This is a genomic window from Brachymonas sp. J145 (assembly GCF_036312245.1).
GTDB lineage: Bacteria > Pseudomonadota > Gammaproteobacteria > Burkholderiales > Burkholderiaceae_C > Brachymonas > Brachymonas wangyanguii.
Map to the genome: position 1 here is coordinate 1 of NZ_JAZDCI010000021.1, position 15,203 is coordinate 15,203.

The 15,203-nt window shown below is 63.3% G+C and carries 16 protein-coding genes, 1 pseudogene and 2 other annotated features; of the genes and pseudogenes, 10 read left to right on the forward strand and 7 right to left on the reverse strand.

Annotated elements, in window-relative coordinates; genetic code table 11:
- Positions 1–34: 34 nt before the first annotated feature.
- The 4 genes from V1261_RS11815 to V1261_RS11830 form a co-directional block, all read right to left on the reverse strand.
- A protein-coding gene (locus V1261_RS11815; protein WP_329771434.1) for an IS3 family transposase occupies positions 35–1,269 on the reverse strand; the annotation gives its coding sequence in 2 pieces (ribosomal slippage) (positions 35–987 and positions 987–1,269; 1,236 coding nt in all).
- Positions 875–991 (reverse strand) — a sequence feature (AL1L pseudoknot). It overlaps the preceding gene by 117 nt.
- A gap of 47 nt (positions 1,270–1,316) precedes the next feature.
- The gene (locus V1261_RS11820; RefSeq protein WP_329772006.1) at positions 1,317–2,057 is read right to left on the reverse strand and encodes a hypothetical protein; all 741 of its coding nucleotides are present in this window, start codon (positions 2,055–2,057) and stop codon (positions 1,317–1,319) included.
- A complete protein-coding gene (locus V1261_RS11825) occupies positions 2,054–2,725 on the reverse strand; it encodes a TetR/AcrR family transcriptional regulator (RefSeq protein ID WP_329772007.1) in 672 nt (223 codons plus the stop codon). Before V1261_RS11825 ends, V1261_RS11820 begins: the two co-directional genes overlap by 4 nt.
- Before the next feature lie 106 nt (positions 2,726–2,831).
- Entirely contained in the window at positions 2,832–3,470 is a 639-nt protein-coding gene (locus V1261_RS11830; RefSeq protein WP_329772008.1) for a TetR/AcrR family transcriptional regulator, read from the reverse strand.
- A gap of 89 nt (positions 3,471–3,559) precedes the next feature.
- Here V1261_RS11830 and V1261_RS11835 point away from each other — a divergent pair, with 89 nt between their 5' ends.
- Together V1261_RS11835 and V1261_RS11840 are read left to right on the forward strand one after the other, a co-directional pair.
- Positions 3,560–5,131 (forward strand): 4-hydroxyphenylacetate 3-hydroxylase family protein, encoded by a 1,572-nt coding sequence (locus tag V1261_RS11835; protein WP_329772010.1) that lies wholly within the window; start codon positions 3,560–3,562, stop codon positions 5,129–5,131.
- 14 nt (positions 5,132–5,145) lie between these two features.
- Entirely contained in the window at positions 5,146–5,391 is a 246-nt protein-coding gene (locus V1261_RS11840; protein ID WP_329772011.1) for a hypothetical protein, read from the forward strand.
- An 8-nt stretch (positions 5,392–5,399) separates the two neighbouring features.
- On the opposite strand, the gene V1261_RS11845 is transcribed toward V1261_RS11840, so the two are convergent.
- Entirely contained in the window at positions 5,400–6,431 is a 1,032-nt protein-coding gene (locus V1261_RS11845; protein ID WP_329772012.1) for an ABC transporter ATP-binding protein, read from the reverse strand.
- Positions 6,432–6,514: 83 nt separating this feature from the next.
- On the opposite strand from V1261_RS11845, the gene V1261_RS11850 reads away from it, so the two are divergent.
- A complete protein-coding gene (locus V1261_RS11850; protein ID WP_329772013.1) occupies positions 6,515–8,197 on the forward strand; it encodes an ABC transporter permease in 1,683 nt (560 codons plus the stop codon).
- Between the two features lie 17 nt (positions 8,198–8,214).
- Here V1261_RS11850 and V1261_RS11855 read toward each other — a convergent pair whose 3' ends face one another.
- On the reverse strand, positions 8,215–8,592 hold the full coding sequence (locus V1261_RS11855; RefSeq protein ID WP_329772014.1) for a VOC family protein: 378 nt from the start codon (positions 8,590–8,592) through the stop codon (positions 8,215–8,217).
- Positions 8,593–8,765: 173 nt separating this feature from the next.
- Here V1261_RS11855 and V1261_RS11860 point away from each other — a divergent pair, with 173 nt between their 5' ends.
- From V1261_RS11860 to V1261_RS11885, 6 genes are all read left to right on the forward strand, one after another.
- Entirely contained in the window at positions 8,766–9,320 is a 555-nt protein-coding gene (locus V1261_RS11860) for a lipocalin family protein (protein WP_329772015.1), read from the forward strand.
- Positions 9,321–9,485: 165 nt separating this feature from the next.
- Positions 9,486–10,607: an acyl-CoA dehydrogenase family protein gene (locus V1261_RS11865; RefSeq protein ID WP_329772016.1), complete on the forward strand. Its 1,122-nt coding sequence runs from the start codon at positions 9,486–9,488 to the stop codon at positions 10,605–10,607.
- A 16-nt stretch (positions 10,608–10,623) separates the two neighbouring features.
- Entirely contained in the window at positions 10,624–10,785 is a 162-nt protein-coding gene (locus V1261_RS11870) for a rubredoxin (RefSeq protein WP_329772019.1), read from the forward strand.
- Positions 10,785–11,606 carry an ABC transporter ATP-binding protein gene (locus V1261_RS11875; protein WP_329772020.1) on the forward strand — a complete coding sequence of 274 codons (822 nt, stop codon included), beginning with the start codon at positions 10,785–10,787 and terminating at the stop codon, positions 11,604–11,606. Before V1261_RS11870 ends, V1261_RS11875 begins: the two co-directional genes overlap by 1 nt.
- Before the next feature lie 51 nt (positions 11,607–11,657).
- The gene (locus tag V1261_RS11880) at positions 11,658–12,827 is read left to right on the forward strand and encodes an ABC transporter substrate-binding protein (RefSeq protein ID WP_329772022.1); all 1,170 of its coding nucleotides are present in this window, start codon (positions 11,658–11,660) and stop codon (positions 12,825–12,827) included.
- A gap of 23 nt (positions 12,828–12,850) precedes the next feature.
- Positions 12,851–13,618: an ABC transporter permease gene (locus tag V1261_RS11885; protein WP_329772024.1), complete on the forward strand. Its 768-nt coding sequence runs from the start codon at positions 12,851–12,853 to the stop codon at positions 13,616–13,618.
- 157 nt (positions 13,619–13,775) lie between these two features.
- Here V1261_RS11885 and V1261_RS11890 read toward each other — a convergent pair.
- A pseudogene (locus V1261_RS11890) lies at positions 13,776–13,892 on the reverse strand (competence protein ComA); the annotation flags it as partial.
- A gap of 42 nt (positions 13,893–13,934) precedes the next feature.
- On the opposite strand from V1261_RS11890, the gene V1261_RS11895 reads away from it, so the two are divergent.
- Positions 13,935–15,169 (forward strand): IS3 family transposase gene (locus V1261_RS11895; protein ID WP_329771434.1). Its coding sequence is split into 2 segments (ribosomal slippage): positions 13,935–14,217 and positions 14,217–15,169, totalling 1,236 coding nucleotides; the frame shifts between segments, so codons are not numbered across the junction.
- Positions 14,213–14,329: a sequence feature (AL1L pseudoknot), on the forward strand. It overlaps the preceding gene by 117 nt.
- Positions 15,170–15,203: the final 34 nt, after the last annotated feature.

Here is a 15,203-nt window from a genome sequence, read left to right on the forward strand (position 1 = left end):
TGAACCGCCCCGGATTTTGAGGAGGCCGATTGGTTTAAGTTGACACCTCTTCCAAGGTGTTGCTGGCGGCGAGTTGCCTCCAGTAGTGTGCCTCAGCTTCTGCCGGAGGAATACCCCCAATCGGCGTGAGCACTCGGACGTGGTTGAACCAATGCACCCATTGCAGGGTGGCCAGTTCCACGGATTCCCTGGTCTTCCAGGGGCCCCGGCGGTGAATCAGCTCGGCCTTGTACAGCCCGTTGACGGTCTCGGCCAGCGCGTTGTCGTAGCTGTCGCCACGGCTGCCTACGGACGGCTGGATGCCCGCCTGGTCCAGACGCTCGGTGTAGCGGATGCTGACGTACTGACTGCCCCTGTCGCTGTGGTGCGTCAAGGCATGGGCCGCCGGCTGGCGTTCGTACAAGGCTTGCTCCAGCGCATCGAGCACAAAATCCGTGTGCATGCTGCGGCTGACCCGCCAGCCCACGATGCGCCGGGCGTACACGTCAATGACAAAGGCGACATACAGCCAGCCCTGCCAGGTCGAAACGTACGTGAAATCCGACACCCACAACTCGTTGGGGCGGCTGGCCTTGAACTGGCGTTTGACGTGGTCCAGCGGACACGGTGCTGACGTATCCGGCATCGTCGTGCGCACCGTCTTGCCACGGCGCACTCCTTGCAATCCCATCTCGCGCATCAGTCGCTCGACAGTACAGCGCGCCACCCGGATGCCTTCGCGATTGAGCTGCAGCCAGACCTTGTCGGCGCCATAGACCTGCCAGTTGGCATGCCACACGCGCTGGACATCTGCCTTCAAATGGTCGTCACGCTGCGCACGCGCACTGCGCAGTTGCGGGTTGCGCTGGCGAGCAGCATGGCGCCAGTAGCACGAAGGGGCCATCTGCAGCACCCGGCAGATGGGCTCGACCCCGTAATCATCGCGATGGCGATCGATGTAGGCCTTCACGACTTGAGCCGGCGGTCGAGCTCCGCCTGGGCAAAAAACGCGCTGGCCGTCTTCAGGATGTCATTGGCCCGGCGCAGTTCCTTGACCTCGCGTTCCAGCTCCTTGATCCGCTGCGCATCTGCTGTGGTGGTGCCGGCACGCAGGCCAGCGTCGATCTCGGCTTTCTTGACCCATTCAAGCAAGGTATAGGGTACGCAGCCGATCTTGGGGGCAATCGACTCGACCGCCGCCCACAGTGAAGCGTAGTCGGCTCGGTGCTCCTGCACCATGCGAACGGCGCGCTGGCGAACTTCCGGGGAAAACTTGTTGGACTTGTTCATGGCTCCATCTTCTCAAGAGTTGAGCTCTCCTCAAAATCCGGGGCGGTTCACAGAGTGAAAAAGCCATCGGATTGCGGCACCGAGCAAAACCATTTGTGGCCGGTCAACTCGTACCAATGGGCAGTGGCACCGTGGTAGTCAGCTGAATGTGAGTAGCGTGCCGTGGTCTGGGTTTGGCGAAGGTCTGAGCCACCCTGCTTTTCCGTCATGGCGTAGCCGATGACCACAGAGGGTTTGTCGGCAACTTCACGGCGACTGAATTCGTAGGTGGTGCCGCGTGATTTTTCTGCCCAGATGGCGAGTGCGGGCTCGGCTTCGAAGCCAGCATAGGAGGCGTAGGCCATGCCGGTGGGGCAGGCGGTACCGTGCTCCACCTGGTTCCACAGGTAGGACAGCACGGCACGCGCCAGGTGGCCGTTCTTTTCCTGGGTGCGCCAACTCAGATTGGGCACCTCATGTTGCCAGGCTAATGACATCAGCTGGTGCCAGCTAGGATGGAAATCAACCCAGTCAACCCGGTTGCCGAAACGGTCGTGTGTTTTCAGCTCTGGCAAATGGCGATTAGCCAGTCGTGCCAGCTCCTGTACCTGTTCGTCACCGGCCAGGGCGCCAAGGGCAGTGCAGCGCGCCTCGGCCCAGGGGGCATCACGAGCGATGGCCGACTGTAGAACTACATCTCCGGTGTAAGCGTTGAACTGGGTCGCGGGTAGCGCCTGGTTGAGTACCTGGTGCGTGTTGTAGCGGCCTGTAGGAATGGCCAGCAGCTCGGGGGCTATGGGCTTGTTCATGGGGTGTCTCCTTGTGCATTTAGGGGTGTGGCAGGGGTTAGTGCCACGCTGGCACAGGCCAGCAGGGCGATCTGATCAGCCAGCATGGCCACTTCACGCTGGTAAGAGGTGTTGTCATTGCCTGGCGGCTGCTTGAGCGGGGATAGCGGGCCGATCAGTCCTTCCATGAAGCCGCCCACAATCACGGTGGCAGCTACGTCAGGGCGTACATCTGTGCGCATCTCCTTGGCTTGCTGGCCGATGACGATCAAGGTCTGGATGACTTCGCTGATGGCGGCGCGGTAGATCAGGCGGGCTTCATCAATGGCGCGGTCACAAGGCTCGGCAATCAGCGCGTAGGCCAGGCGTGGATTGCGCATGGCGCGCTTGACGAAACTGGCGACGGCGGCATGCAGTCGCTGCAGCGCACTGCCATCGGATACGGCAATGGCATCTAGTACGTCGACTTCACGCTGTGACACGCGGGACAGCACTTCGGCAAATAGTTCGGCCTTGGAGGGAAAGTAGCGGTACACGGTGCCAGTAGCGATGCCGGCTGCAGCGGCCACGCTGGCGACCTGGGTGTCACTCCAGCCGCCTTCGCTGACCAGCGAGCGGGCGGCGTCCAGAATGCGGCTGCGATTGTCTTGCAGGCGCGCTTCGACGGCAGGGGTTTGACGGTAAGCCATAAAGAAATGAATATTGATTCACTGATGTTGTGAATGCTAATTCATTTCTTCTCGTCCGCCAAGTGGAGCAAGGGTTTTCCTGTGTGGAAAGCGGATAAGAGCCGGGTCAAGCAGCCAGCAGGCGCGCAATGACACGTTGTACGTAGAGGGCGCACAAGGCCGTGGCATCCTGCTCGAACATGCGGATACGACGGGTGTTTTCCAGGATCAACAGGCCAACGCAGTGGGCGAAGAAAGCGGTTGTTTCGCTGCGCGCCTCAGCTGCACTGGCACCGAGTGCCTGCAGAGCCCGCTCGAATGGTGCCAGAGCGTTATACAAGCGGTCGTTGAGTACCTGGTTGAGTTCAGGAGTGAGGCCATGAGGGCGTGCGCCGCCCAGCAGGTAAAGGCCAAGATCCAGATCGCGCGGGTGCTGGGCGTAGAAGCGGAAAAACCCCATTGCGGCGCTGGCTGCGCGTTCGGCATCGGTGTCGGCACTGGCCAATTGCAGCTGCACGGCGGATTGCAGGCGCTCCAGCGATTCGGCCAGCAGGGCGCCGTAGATCTCCTCCTTGGAGGGAAAGTAAGAGTAGATGGCCCCCGGGGTATAGCCGGCGCGGCGGGCGATCTCGCGCATGCTCGCCCCATCCAGACCTTGCGAATCAAAGACTTCGCGTGCGGCGTTCAGAATCAGTGTGCGCTTGGCATCGCTGACTGCCTCCAGGCGTTCGCGGCGCTGTTGTTGTTCCAGTTCGGCATTGTTCATGGCCAGATGGTGGCATGAAAAGAACGCATTGACAATATTTTGAACGATGTTTAATCTATATGAACGATGTTCAAAGAATGGAGGCGGATATGTTGATGAGTGCACAAGACTATGAGGAATCCTTGCGTGCGTACCGGCCGCGTGTATTCGTGGATGGTCGTCAGATCGATTCGGTAGTGGATGAGCCCAGCCTGCGGCCGGGTGTCCAGGCGATTCGCGTGACCTACGATTTTGCCCAGCGGCAGGAATATGCTCCGCTGATGACGGCCACCCAGCAAAGTAACGGCCTGCTGGTCAACCGCATGCTGCACATCAACACCAGCAGCGGCGATCTGCTCAACAAGCTGGAGGCGGTGCGTCTGCTGTGCCAGGAAACCGGCTGTGCGCAGCGCTATCTGACGCATGATGCACTCAATGCCATTCATCAGGTATCGGCGCGTATCGATGATGCCCGCGGCACGACTGAGCACCGCGAGCGCTTTGCCGCCTATCTGAAGGAGGTGCAGCAGCGTGACCTGACGCTGGGTGTAGCCATGACCGATGCCAAGGGCGATCGCAGCCGCAAGCCGCACCAGCAAGCCAATCCGGACACTTATGTGCATGTCACGCAGCGTGACGGCAAGGGTATTCGCATTTCTGGTACCAAGGCGATCGTGACCGGAGCGCCGTATATGCATGAGTTTCTGGTGATGCCGTGCCGCAATATGGGGCAGGCCGATGCCGATTTTGCCGTGTGTTGCGCCGTGCCAGTGGATGCCGAAGGTGTGACCATCATTGCGCGTCCGGCTGGACGCCCGGGAGAAAAGTCGGCGCGTTTCTCCAACAAGTATGGCCAGTCCACCGGTGTAGTGGTGTTCGACAATGTGTTCGTGCCCTGGGACCGGGTGTTCTATGCCGGCGAGTGGGAGCACAGTGGCTACATGACCTACAACTATGCCACGCACCACCGCCACAGCTGCATTGCGGCACGTGCCGGCTTTGGCGACCTGCTGATCGGCGCTGGTGCGCTGATGTGCGAAGCCAACGGTTTTGATCCGGGCGAGGAGCACCATTTGCGCGACCAGATGGTGGAGCTGATCAAGATCACCGAGGGCTTTTATGCCTGTGGTGTAGCGGCATCGGTGTATGCGAAGCAGGATGAGGCAGCGCAAAGCTTTGTGCCTGACGCAGTGTTTGCCAATATTGGCAAGCTGCTGCTGGCAACGCAAATCTACGACATGCACAAGATTGCGCACTATGTGTCGGGTGGCCTGATCGTGGCGCTGCCGGGGCCAGATGAAGACCACAACCCCGAGACGGCGGCAGTATTGAGCGATGTGCTGCGCGCCAATCCGGATATTCCGTACGACAAGCGCATCGAGACGGCGCGCTTCATTGAAGATCTGACGGCGTCCTATCAGGGCGGCTGGTATTCCATCATCAGCCTGCATGGAGGCGGTTCACCCGAGGCGATGAAGCGCGAGATTTACCGCAACTATCCGGTAGGCAGCAAGGTGGCGCTAGTCGAGCGGCTGATGGATCGTGGCCTGACGGAAGATCCGGATCGCGCGATCACGCGCAATACGCAGCCGGGCAAGTGCTGCGCGCAGGGCTGTACTGTGCCGGGGACGCCGGTGATGGTGGATTTGCCGGCGTTGCCATCAGCCAGCTCCAGCGTGTAAATCAGGTGGCAGCCATGGTCGTGAACGACAGTGGTATGGCTATTGGCCTGCAGACCCATCCATTGCGAAACAGGCTGCTTCGCAATGGATGGCCATTCCGGGGGCACAACCTGCAGATGGTCAGTAAGTGCCAAAACCATGCTGGGGTGCTCTATACATATCGGGAAGTTGCCGAGTATCGAGCCATGGAGAGAGCCGAACTTGGGGATGCTGTTACGGATGCGCAGGAGGCGCTACTGCTGAATGAGGTGCTGGATTGAGGACCAGTTCACCCTGCAAACACCACCAGCTCCCGATCCTGCTGCAACCGCACCCCGATCATCTCCCCCGCCACATGCTGCAGCCCGGCCGGCATGGTCGCCTGCACGGTAGTGCCATCGGCCAGTTCCAGCGTGTAGATCTGGTGGCTGCCCTGGTAGGAGCTGCCGAGCAGGCGTGCGTGCACCGGGGCGGTGGGGTCGTATTGCAGGTCGTGGCTGCGCAGCAGCAGCTGGCGGCTGTTGGCGGCGTGCTGGCCGGGCAGTTCGCCCAAGGCCGATTGCAGCTTGCCACTGGCATCGGCCTGTACCGGAAGCAGCATGCCGTGGCCGATAAAGCGCGCCACGAAGGGCGTGGCCGGTGCATCGTAGAGCGTGCGTGCATCGGCCCATTGCTGCATGCGACCCTGGTCCAGCACACCGATGCGGTCGCCCATGGCAAAGGCTTCCTGCTGGTCGTGCGTGACGAGCAGGGTGGTGGTGCCGGTCTGCTTCAGCAGCGCTCGCAGTTCCTGTGCCAGCCGTTCGCGCAGGTTGATATCGAGGTTGGAGAAGGGCTCGTCCAGCAGCAGCAGGCGCGGGTCTGGTGCCAGGGCGCGTGCCAGTGCCACGCGCTGTTGCTGGCCGCCTGACAGCTCGTGCGGGTAGCGCTTGCCCAGATCGGCCAGGCCGACCAGTTCCAGCACCTCCTGCGTGCGTTGGCGCTGGCGTTCCGCCGGCTGGCCGTGCAGGCCGTAGGCGATATTGCGCTCCACGCTCAGGTGCGGGAACAGCGCGTAATCCTGGAACACCATGCCCATCTGGCGCTGTTCCGGCGGCGTTGTCTGGCCCGGGCGGCTCAGCGTCTGGCCGGCCAGAGTCAGCGTACCGCCTGCCAGCGGTTCCAGCCCAGCGACGGCGCGCAGCAGCGTGGTCTTGCCGCAGCCGGAAGGGCCGAGCAGCACGCCGATATCGCCAGCTGCCAGTCCGAAAGACACCTGGTGCACGGCATCGACCGGCTGGCCGGGATAGCGGATGGAAACCTGGTCTAGGGACAGATGCATGGCGGGCATTCAAAAGGCTGCGTGAAAGAAAGTGATTATAAATGAATATAATTATCAATTCCAATACGAACGCATAGCGCCACATGTCTTCCACCTCCCATGTTCCCTCCAACGGGCTGACCGCTCCCGTGGTCGTATCACGTCCGCGTCGGGACTGGGGCCGTGGCTGGTGGCTGCTGCCGGTGGGCGTGGTGCTGCTGTTGCCGATCATCTCGGTGGTGATTGCCGCCTTGCACTGGGACGCCGCCAGCGCCGATATCGTGCGCGAGATGCTGCAGACCGTGCTGCCGGACTATGTGCGCACCAGCCTGCTGCTGTGCCTGCTGGTGGGCACCGGCACCTTGCTGCTGGGCGTGGGCAGCGCCTGCCTGGTCACGCTGTTCGACTACCGCGGCCGGCGCACGCTGGAATGGCTGCTGCTGCTGCCACTGGCCATGCCGGCCTATGTCAGCGCCTATGCCTATACCGATTTCCTGCAGTTCAGCGGCCCGGCGCAGACTTGGCTGCGTGAGCTGCTGCAGGCCGAAGGCCGTATGCTGCCCGAGATCCGCAACGTCTGGGGCGCGGCCTTTCTGCTCACCGTCACGCTCTACCCCTATGTCTACCTGCTGGTGCGTACCGCGCTGATGGATCGCGCCACGCACTTGATGGAAGCCGCCGCCATGTTGGGCGCGCGCAGCATGCGCCGCATCTTTAGCGTGGCGCTGCCCCTGGTGCGACCCTTCGTGGCCGGCGGCGTGGCGCTGGTGCTGATGGAAACCCTGGCCGACTTTGGCGTGTCCAGCTACTTCGGCATCCAGACCTTTACCGCCGGCGTGATCAAGGCCTGGGTCGTCATGGATGACCGCATGGCGGCGACCCAGCTGTCGCTGGCGCTGCTGGTGTCAGTATCGCTGCTGGTCTGGCTGGAGCGCCGCGCGCGCCAGCGCATGCGCTTTGCCAGCTCGCGCGGCCAGAACCGCAGCGCCCTGATGACGCGCGTGCCGGAACTTTACGGCTGGCAGGCGCTGCTGACCTGGGGTCTGGGCATGATTCCGGTGCTGCTGGGTTTCATTTTTCCGGTGCTGATGATGCTGCGCCCGCTGCTGCTGGGCGTGGGGACGGAGCAGGAGGTGCTGTGGGCGCAATTCCTGCCCTGGGCCTGGAACAGCATCCAGCTGGGCATCTCGGGCGCCTTGCTGGCTACGGCACTGGCGCTGCTGCTGGGCGGTGCGGCACGTGTGCTGCCGGGTGCCATCACACGGGGCATGGCCTGGCTGGCCTCGCTCGGCTATGCAGTGCCGGGCGTGGTGATCGTGGTCGGCCTGCTGCTGCCGGTGGCGGCCTTGCAGCAATGGCAGCCTGGCTGGAGCATCACCGGTTGGGTCACGACGACGGTGCTGGGCATTCTCTGGGCCTATCTGGTGCGCTTTACCGCGGTGGCGCTGCAAAGCGTGCAGGGCGGCTATGCGCGCATTCCGGAAAGCCAGGACGAGGCGGCGCGCATGCTGGGCAGCAATGCCTGGGGCGTGCTGCGCCGCGTGCACCTGCCGCTGCTGCGCGGCCCGGTGCTGGCTGGCCTGCTGCTGGTGTTCGTGGACGTGATGAAGGAGCTGCCGGCCACCATGGTGCTGCGTCCATTCAACATGGACACGCTGGCGGTATCGGCCTACCAGTTGGCGCGCGATGAGCGCCTGACCGAAGCGGCGCTGCCGAGCCTGGCACTGGTGCTGGCCGGGCTGGTGCCGGTGATCCTGCTGAGCCGTTCGCTGCGCCGCAAGCGCTGAAGCGACCCGGGCCGGGTTCAGGCCTGCAGCTGTTCCTGGTCCAGATCGGACCAGATCGCCAGTTCGTTGCCGGCCGGATCCACAAAGTGGAAGCGACGGCCGCCGGGAAAACTGAAGATCTCCTTGCTGATGCGGCCACCGGCGGCAATGACCTGGGCATGGCTGGCTTCCAGGTTGGCCGAGTGGATCACGACCAGCGGCTGCTGTGGCGCATGTGCCGGGTCGGCGTTGAAGCCGCAGGACAGGCCGCTGGACAGGGTGTCTACATAATCCTCGCCCCAGTCACGGAACGCCCAGCCGAACACATCGGTGTAAAACGCCCTGGCGGCTGCCACGGTGGCTGCGTCGCGGCCGGGAAATTCCACGAAATCAATGGGGTAGGCAGGCTGTGACATGAGAATCCCTGAAGTGCGTGATGCCCCAGTGTAGCGCCCCGGGCGATACTGCGACCAGTTCCTACATGCACCTGCCGTGCTGGCTGACCTTGGCTGCCAGGATGCCACACTAGGATGGACTGCAGCGGGGTACGGCGTACCCCTGATCCACCTCTACCCTGGGATGCTTCATCATGAAAAAGAAACTGCTGCTGGCCGCCACGCTGGCTGGCGTCGCGGCGCTGCTGCGATCTTCCTCGACCCGCCGATCCGACCTGCCCGCGGTGCAGGCGGTGCCGGAACTGGATCTGCGGCGCTATGCCGGTACCTGGTACGAGCAGGCGCGCATTCCGCTGGTCTGGCAAAGCCGCTGCGCCGGCAACACCATGGCCAGTTATACCTTGCGTGATGATGGCCTGGTGGATGTGCTGAATAGCTGTGAAGATGCCGATGGCCAGCGTATCGAGGCGCGTGGTGTGGCGCGTCGCAGCGGCGAGCACCCGGCGCAGCTCGAGGTGCGCTTTGCCCCGGAGCTGCTGGCCGGCCTGTCTATGGTCTGGGGCGATTACTGGGTGCTGGAGCTGGATCCGGACTACCGCTGGGCGGTGGTGGGCTCACCGGATCGCAAGCACCTGTGGTTCCTGACGCGCGACAAGCACTTTCCCAAGGACCGGCTGGATATCCTGATCCTGCGTGCGGCCGAGCGTGGCTTTGACACGACGCGGCTGAAGTACACGCCCCAGTATTGACAAGCGTCAAGACGATGCAGGCGTCCATATGCTTGTGGGGCATATGGAAACAAGAAAACTGTATTTCCCAATCGGAAGGGCGCTGGCTACTATCGGGAGTTCTGAACCGCGTGCAGGCCACAAGCCGGCATGCCATGCCCCGAATTGCAAGGAGTCCCCATCGCCATGGATGCCCATTCCAGCCAGATCCCCGAAACCGCTGACAGCCTGATCCAGGAAGTGGTCGCCTTGGCCAAGTCGGAGCTGCGTCCACTGGTGGCGCAGATCGACCAGGAGGGGCTGTACCCCGAAGAGTTCCTGCAGTCGCTGGGCGATAGCGGCGGCTTTGCCAGCATTGGCAGCGTGGAGCAGGGCGGCAATGGCCTGGGCCTGGGTACGCAGATCCGTACCCTGGCCGCAGTGGGCGCCGAGTGTGGCTCGACTGCCTTCCTGGGCTGGTGCCAGAGCGCCTGTGGCTGGTACCTGCGCCAGACGCCGAACGCCGCCGCGCGCGAGCGCTACCTGAGCCATGTGCTGCGCGCGCAGTGGCTGGCCGGCACCGGCATGTCCAATACCGTCAAGCACCTGAGCGGCATCGAGAAGCACCTGCTGCAGGCAGTGCCGGAGGGCGATGGCTTTGTCATCAATGGCAGCCTGCCCTGGGTGTCCAACCTGGGCGATACCCATGTGTTTGCCGCCAGTGCGCAACTGCCGGACGGCCGCTACATCATGTTCATGGCGCGCGGCAATGCACCCGGCGTGACGCTCAAGCCCTGCCCGGAGTTCTGTGGCATGGAAGGCACGCGCACGCTGAACGTGCGTTTTGCCGATGCGCGCATCGAGCAGGCCGACCTGCTGGCCGATGCCGACCAGTTCGAGGATTTCATCCGCAGCATCAAGCCGGGCTTCATCCTGCTGCAGATCGGCATGGGGGCCGGCGTGATCGAGGCCTGCCTGAAGACGATCCGCGACAGCAACCTGGCCACGCCCAAGCCGAACGCCTATCTGGACGACCAGTACGATACGCTGCGTGCCGAGCTGGATGCGCTGCTGCTGCGCACGCAGGAACTGGCAGACCAGGCCGAAGCCGGCACGGTAGCCATGCTGCCGGTACTGGAAGCGCGCCTGGCCGCGAGCGAACTGTCGCTGCGTGCGGCACAATCGGCCGCGCTGCATGCGGGCGCCAAGGGCTACCTGATGCGTCATGCAGCGCAGCGACATTCGCGCGAGGCGCTGTTCGTGGCGATCGTGACGCCGGCGATCAAGCACCTGCGCCTGGAAATCGAGCGCCTGCGTGCGCAAGGCTGAGTAAAGGATTACCAAGATGAAATGGATGTGCGGCCCCTGCGGCTATATCTACGACGAGGAAGAGGGCTATGCGCCGGACGGCATCGAGCCGGGCACCCCGTTCCACAAGCTGCCCGATGACTGGGTCTGCCCCGATTGCGGCCTGGGCAAGGAAGAGTTTTTCGAGATTCCCGAGTGATGACGATGGCCAAGCCTGCTGCACCCCTGTTGCAGGGACGCGATATTTCGCTGGGCTATGCACGCGCCGACGGCAGTACGCAATGGGTGTTGGAAGGCTTTTCCATTGACGTGCAGCCGGGTGAGCTGATTGCGCTGCTCGGTCCGAGCGGCGTGGGCAAGTCCTCGCTGCTGCGCGTGCTGGCCGGGCTGCAGCAGCCGCAAAAAGGCCAGGTGGCGCTGTTTGGCGAGCCGCTGACGGCACCGCACCCGCGTGCCGCCTTCGTGTTCCAGAGTGCCTCGCTGCTGCCCTGGCTGACGGTGCAGGACAATGTGGCGTTTGGCCTGTCCTTCAAGCACCAGCCGCAGATCGGCAAGGAGGCCGAGCGCGAGCGTGTGCGCCAGGCGCTGGCTGAAGTCAATCTGCTGCATGCGGCCACGCAGCACCCGTCGCAGCTGTCCGGCGGCATGGCGCAGCGCGTGGCGCTGGCCCGTGCCTTTGCGCGCCAGCCCGAAGTGCTGATGCTGGACGAGCCGTTCAGCGCGCTGGATGAAATTACGCGTGGTGAGATGCAGGTGCTGCTGCGCGAACTGGTGACGCGTCACCAGACCGCCGCCATCCTGGTCACGCACGATATCGACGAGGCGCTGACGGTGGCCGACCGCGTGCTGCTGATTGGCAACACGCCAGGCCGGCTGCTGGCCGAATGGCGGCTGGAGCAGCCTTATCCGCGCGATGATGTCGCGCTGACGATGAACGAGCAGCGCCTGCAGATCCTGCAGTCGATGCGCAATGCACGCCTGTTCCAGCAGGACATGCGCAGCCTCGAATACGTGATCTGAGTGCATCAGCGCTCATTTGTACGCTTTTACCGCCCATTCCGGAGAATTTCCATGGTTTCACGCCGCGACCTGCTCAAGCTGGCTTCCCTGTTCACGGCCGCCGGTAGCCTGCCGCTGTTGCAGGCCTGCCAGCAACGCCAGGCCAGCCAGCCGAATGCACCGCTGCGCATCGGTTATCTGCCGATTACCGATGCCACGCCGCTGCTGGTGGCGCACAGCCAGGGCCTGTTCCAGGCCGAGGGGCTGAAGGTGGAAGCGCCGGTGCTGTTCCGCAGCTGGGCGCAGCTGGTCGAGGCCTTTATCAGCGGCCAGGTGAACCTGGTGCACCTGCTGACGCCGATGACAGTCTGGGCGCGCTATGGCAGCGAAAGCCCGCTCAAGGTGCTGATGTGGAACCACATGGCCGGCTCGGCGCTGACCGTGCTGCCCGGAGTGAACAGCGTGGCCGATCTGGGTGGCCAGACGGTGGCGATCCCGTTCTGGTACTCTATCCACAACGTGGTGCTGCAGCACCTGCTGCGCGATGCCGGCCTGGAAGTGACGGAACAGGATCCCGGTCCGAAGCAGGTCAAGCTGATCGTGATGGCACCGTCCGACATGGTGGCGGCGCTGGCGGCCAAGAGCATTGCCGGCTTTATCGTGGCCGAACCGTTCAACGCGGCAGCCGAGCTGCAGGGCGTGGGCAAGGTGCTGCGCTTTACCGGCGATGTCTGGCGTGACCATGCCTGCTGTGTCACCGTGGCGCATGCCGCCGACGTGGAGCAGCGCCCCGAGTGGACGCAGAAGGTGGCGAATGCCATGGTCAAGGCGCAGTTGTGGACGCGCGAGCATCGCCCCGAAGTGGCGCAGCTGCTGTCGGCCGATGGCGCCGGCAAGTACACGCCGCACCCGTTGGCTACCGTGCAGAAGGTGCTGGCACCGGACGCGGCTGACTTGCAGCAGTATGTGCAGAGTGGCGCGATCCGCCATCCGGACTGGAAGCAGAACCGCATCGATTTCCAGCCCTATCCCTTCCCGAGCTACACCAGCGAGCTGGTGAAGATGCTGCAACAGACGCATATTGCCGGCGAGCACAACTGGCTGGCCAAACTGGACCCGCAGCAGGTGGCGCAGGAGCTGGTGGACGAGCGCTTTGTTCGCCAGGCCATCGAGAGCACGCAAAGCCAGCAGCTGTTCGGACTGCCGGCCGATTACCGTCGTACTGAAACCATCGTGGCCTGAGTGCCCGCAAGCAAGAGGACTGCATGTCGTTGATCAAGCAGGGGCCGTGGCGCCCCGCCATCCTGGCATTGGGCGGACTGGTGCTGCTGGTCGTGGCCTGGCAGCTCGGCGTGATGCTGCTCAAGCTGAACATGCCGATCGTCGGCCGCTTTGCGCCGCTGCCGACGCTGAACAGCCTGATCTACCTGATCGGCGATGCCGGCATCTACGGCCATATCTGGGCCAGCCTGCAGCGTGTGCTGGTCGGCCTGGGCCTGGCGCTGCTGATTGGCGTGCCGGTCGGGTTGCTGCTGGGCCGTTCGGCGCTGGCCGAGCAGCTCAGCGGCGGTGCCTTCCAGCTGCTGCGCATGATTTCGCCGCTGTCCTGGATGCCGATTGCGGTGATGGTGTTTGGCGTGGGCGATGCGCCGATCTACTTCCTGCTGACCTTTGCCGCGGTCTGGCCGATCATCCTCAACACCAGCGCCGGCGTGAAGGCGATTGACCGGAACTGGCTGCAGCTTGGCGCCTCGCTCAGTGCCACGCGCTGGGAAACGTTGCGCAGCATCATCTTCCCGGCCGTGCTCGGCCATATCCTGACCGGCCTGCGGCTGGCGATTGGCGTGGTCTGGATCGTGCTGGTGCCGTGCGAGATGCTGGGCGTGAACGAGGGCCTGGGCTATTTCATCCTGGACACGCGGGATCGCCTGGCCTATTCGGAGCTGATGGCGGCGGTGGTGCTGATTGGCCTGATCGGCTGGGGGCTGGACGCGCTGGCGCGCTGGCTGCACAAGCGCTGGGCGATGGCCTGAGCGCTTGCGATATCGGTCTCGTGTGAGCCTTACTGGCTGCGCTCGTCAGGATGCATGCGCTTGAGTACGCGTGCGGCGATCAGCGACACAGCAGCATGTGTGTGCCAATGGCCCACAAACGACGGGCGGCAGCCGGCCAGTTGCTGTCGTTCGTGTATCAGGTTTTCGGCCAGAGAATCATTTGAGTGCAACGGAACAAGGCGATTGTCTTGCCCGTTGCTTCATCAGTTACAACGGCATCCCAAACTTGGGTTGTTTTCCCAAGATGAACCGCCCCGGATTTTGAGGAGAGCTCAACTCTTGAGAAGATGGAGCCATGAACAAGTCCAACAAGTTTTCCCCGGAAGTTCGCCAGCGCGCCGTTCGCATGGTGCAGGAGCACCGAGCCGACTACGCTTCACTGTGGGCGGCGGTCGAGTCGATTGCCCCCAAGATCGGCTGCGTACCCTATACCTTGCTTGAATGGGTCAAGAAAGCCGAGATCGACGCTGGCCTGCGTGCCGGCACCACCACAGCAGATGCGCAGCGGATCAAGGAGCTGGAACGCGAGGTCAAGGAACTGCGCCGGGCCAATGACATCCTGAAGACGGCCAGCGCGTTTTTTGCCCAGGCGGAGCTCGACCGCCGGCTCAAGTCGTGAAGGCCTACATCGATCGCCATCGCGATGATTACGGGGTCGAGCCCATCTGCCGGGTGCTGCAGATGGCCCCTTCGTGCTACTGGCGCCATGCTGCTCGCCAGCGCAACCCGCAACTGCGCAGTGCGCGTGCGCAGCGTGACGACCATTTGAAGGCAGATGTCCAGCGCGTGTGGCATGCCAACTGGCAGGTCTATGGCGCCGACAAGGTCTGGCTGCAGCTCAATCGCGAAGGCATCCGGGTGGCGCGCTGTACTGTCGAGCGACTGATGCGCGAGATGGGATTGCAAGGAGTGCGCCGTGGCAAGACGGTGCGCACGACGATGCCGGATACGTCAGCACCGTGTCCGCTGGACCACGTCAAACGCCAGTTCAAGGCCAGCCGCCCCAACGAGTTGTGGGTGTCGGATTTCACGTACGTTTCGACCTGGCAGGGCTGGCTGTATGTCGCCTTTGTCATTGACGTGTACGCCCGGCGCATCGTGGGCTGGCGGGTCAGCCGCAGCATGCACACGGATTTTGTGCTCGATGCGCTGGAGCAAGCCTTGTACGAACGCCAGCCGGCGGCCCATGCCTTGACGCACCACAGCGACAGGGGCAGTCAGTACGTCAGCATCCGCTACACCGAGCGTCTGGACCAGGCGGGCATCCAGCCGTCCGTAGGCAGCCGTGGCGACAGCTACGACAACGCGCTGGCCGAGACCGTCAACGGGCTGTACAAGGCCGAGCTGATTCACCGCCGGGGCCCCTGGAAGACCAGGGAATCCGTGGAACTGGCCACCCTGCAATGGGTGCATTGGTTCAACCACGTCCGAGTGCTCACGCCGATTGGGGGTATTCCTCCGGCAGAAGCTGAGGCACACTACTGGAGGCAACTCGCCGCCAGCAACACCTTGGAAGAGGTGTCAACTTAAACCAATCGGCCTCCTCAAAATCCGGGGCGGTTCA

Excerpts from the sequence above, each read along its gene's own strand:
- V1261_RS11875 (WP_329772020.1), top strand. The coding sequence starts at position 10,785 with ATGACGATGGCCAAGCCTGCTGCACCCCTGTTGCAGGGACGCGATATT.
- V1261_RS11870 (WP_329772019.1), top strand. The coding sequence starts at position 10,624 with ATGAAATGGATGTGCGGCCCCTGCGGCTATATCTACGACGAGGAAGAG.
- V1261_RS11835 (WP_329772010.1), top strand. The coding sequence starts at position 3,560 with ATGTTGATGAGTGCACAAGACTATGAGGAATCCTTGCGTGCGTACCGG.
- V1261_RS11855 (WP_329772014.1), bottom strand. The coding sequence starts at position 8,592 with ATGTCACAGCCTGCCTACCCCATTGATTTCGTGGAATTTCCCGGCCGC.
- V1261_RS11825 (WP_329772007.1), bottom strand. The coding sequence starts at position 2,725 with ATGGCTTACCGTCAAACCCCTGCCGTCGAAGCGCGCCTGCAAGACAAT.
- V1261_RS11850 (WP_329772013.1), top strand. The coding sequence starts at position 6,515 with ATGTCTTCCACCTCCCATGTTCCCTCCAACGGGCTGACCGCTCCCGTG.
- V1261_RS11830 (WP_329772008.1), bottom strand. The coding sequence starts at position 3,470 with ATGAACAATGCCGAACTGGAACAACAACAGCGCCGCGAACGCCTGGAG.
- V1261_RS11820 (WP_329772006.1), bottom strand. The coding sequence starts at position 2,057 with ATGAACAAGCCCATAGCCCCCGAGCTGCTGGCCATTCCTACAGGCCGC.
- V1261_RS11860 (WP_329772015.1), top strand. The coding sequence starts at position 8,766 with ATGAAAAAGAAACTGCTGCTGGCCGCCACGCTGGCTGGCGTCGCGGCG.
- V1261_RS11845 (WP_329772012.1), bottom strand. The coding sequence starts at position 6,431 with ATGCATCTGTCCCTAGACCAGGTTTCCATCCGCTATCCCGGCCAGCCG.
- V1261_RS11880 (WP_329772022.1), top strand. The coding sequence starts at position 11,658 with ATGGTTTCACGCCGCGACCTGCTCAAGCTGGCTTCCCTGTTCACGGCC.
- V1261_RS11840 (WP_329772011.1), top strand. The coding sequence starts at position 5,146 with ATGGTCGTGAACGACAGTGGTATGGCTATTGGCCTGCAGACCCATCCA.
- V1261_RS11885 (WP_329772024.1), top strand. The coding sequence starts at position 12,851 with ATGTCGTTGATCAAGCAGGGGCCGTGGCGCCCCGCCATCCTGGCATTG.
- V1261_RS11865 (WP_329772016.1), top strand. The coding sequence starts at position 9,486 with ATGGATGCCCATTCCAGCCAGATCCCCGAAACCGCTGACAGCCTGATC.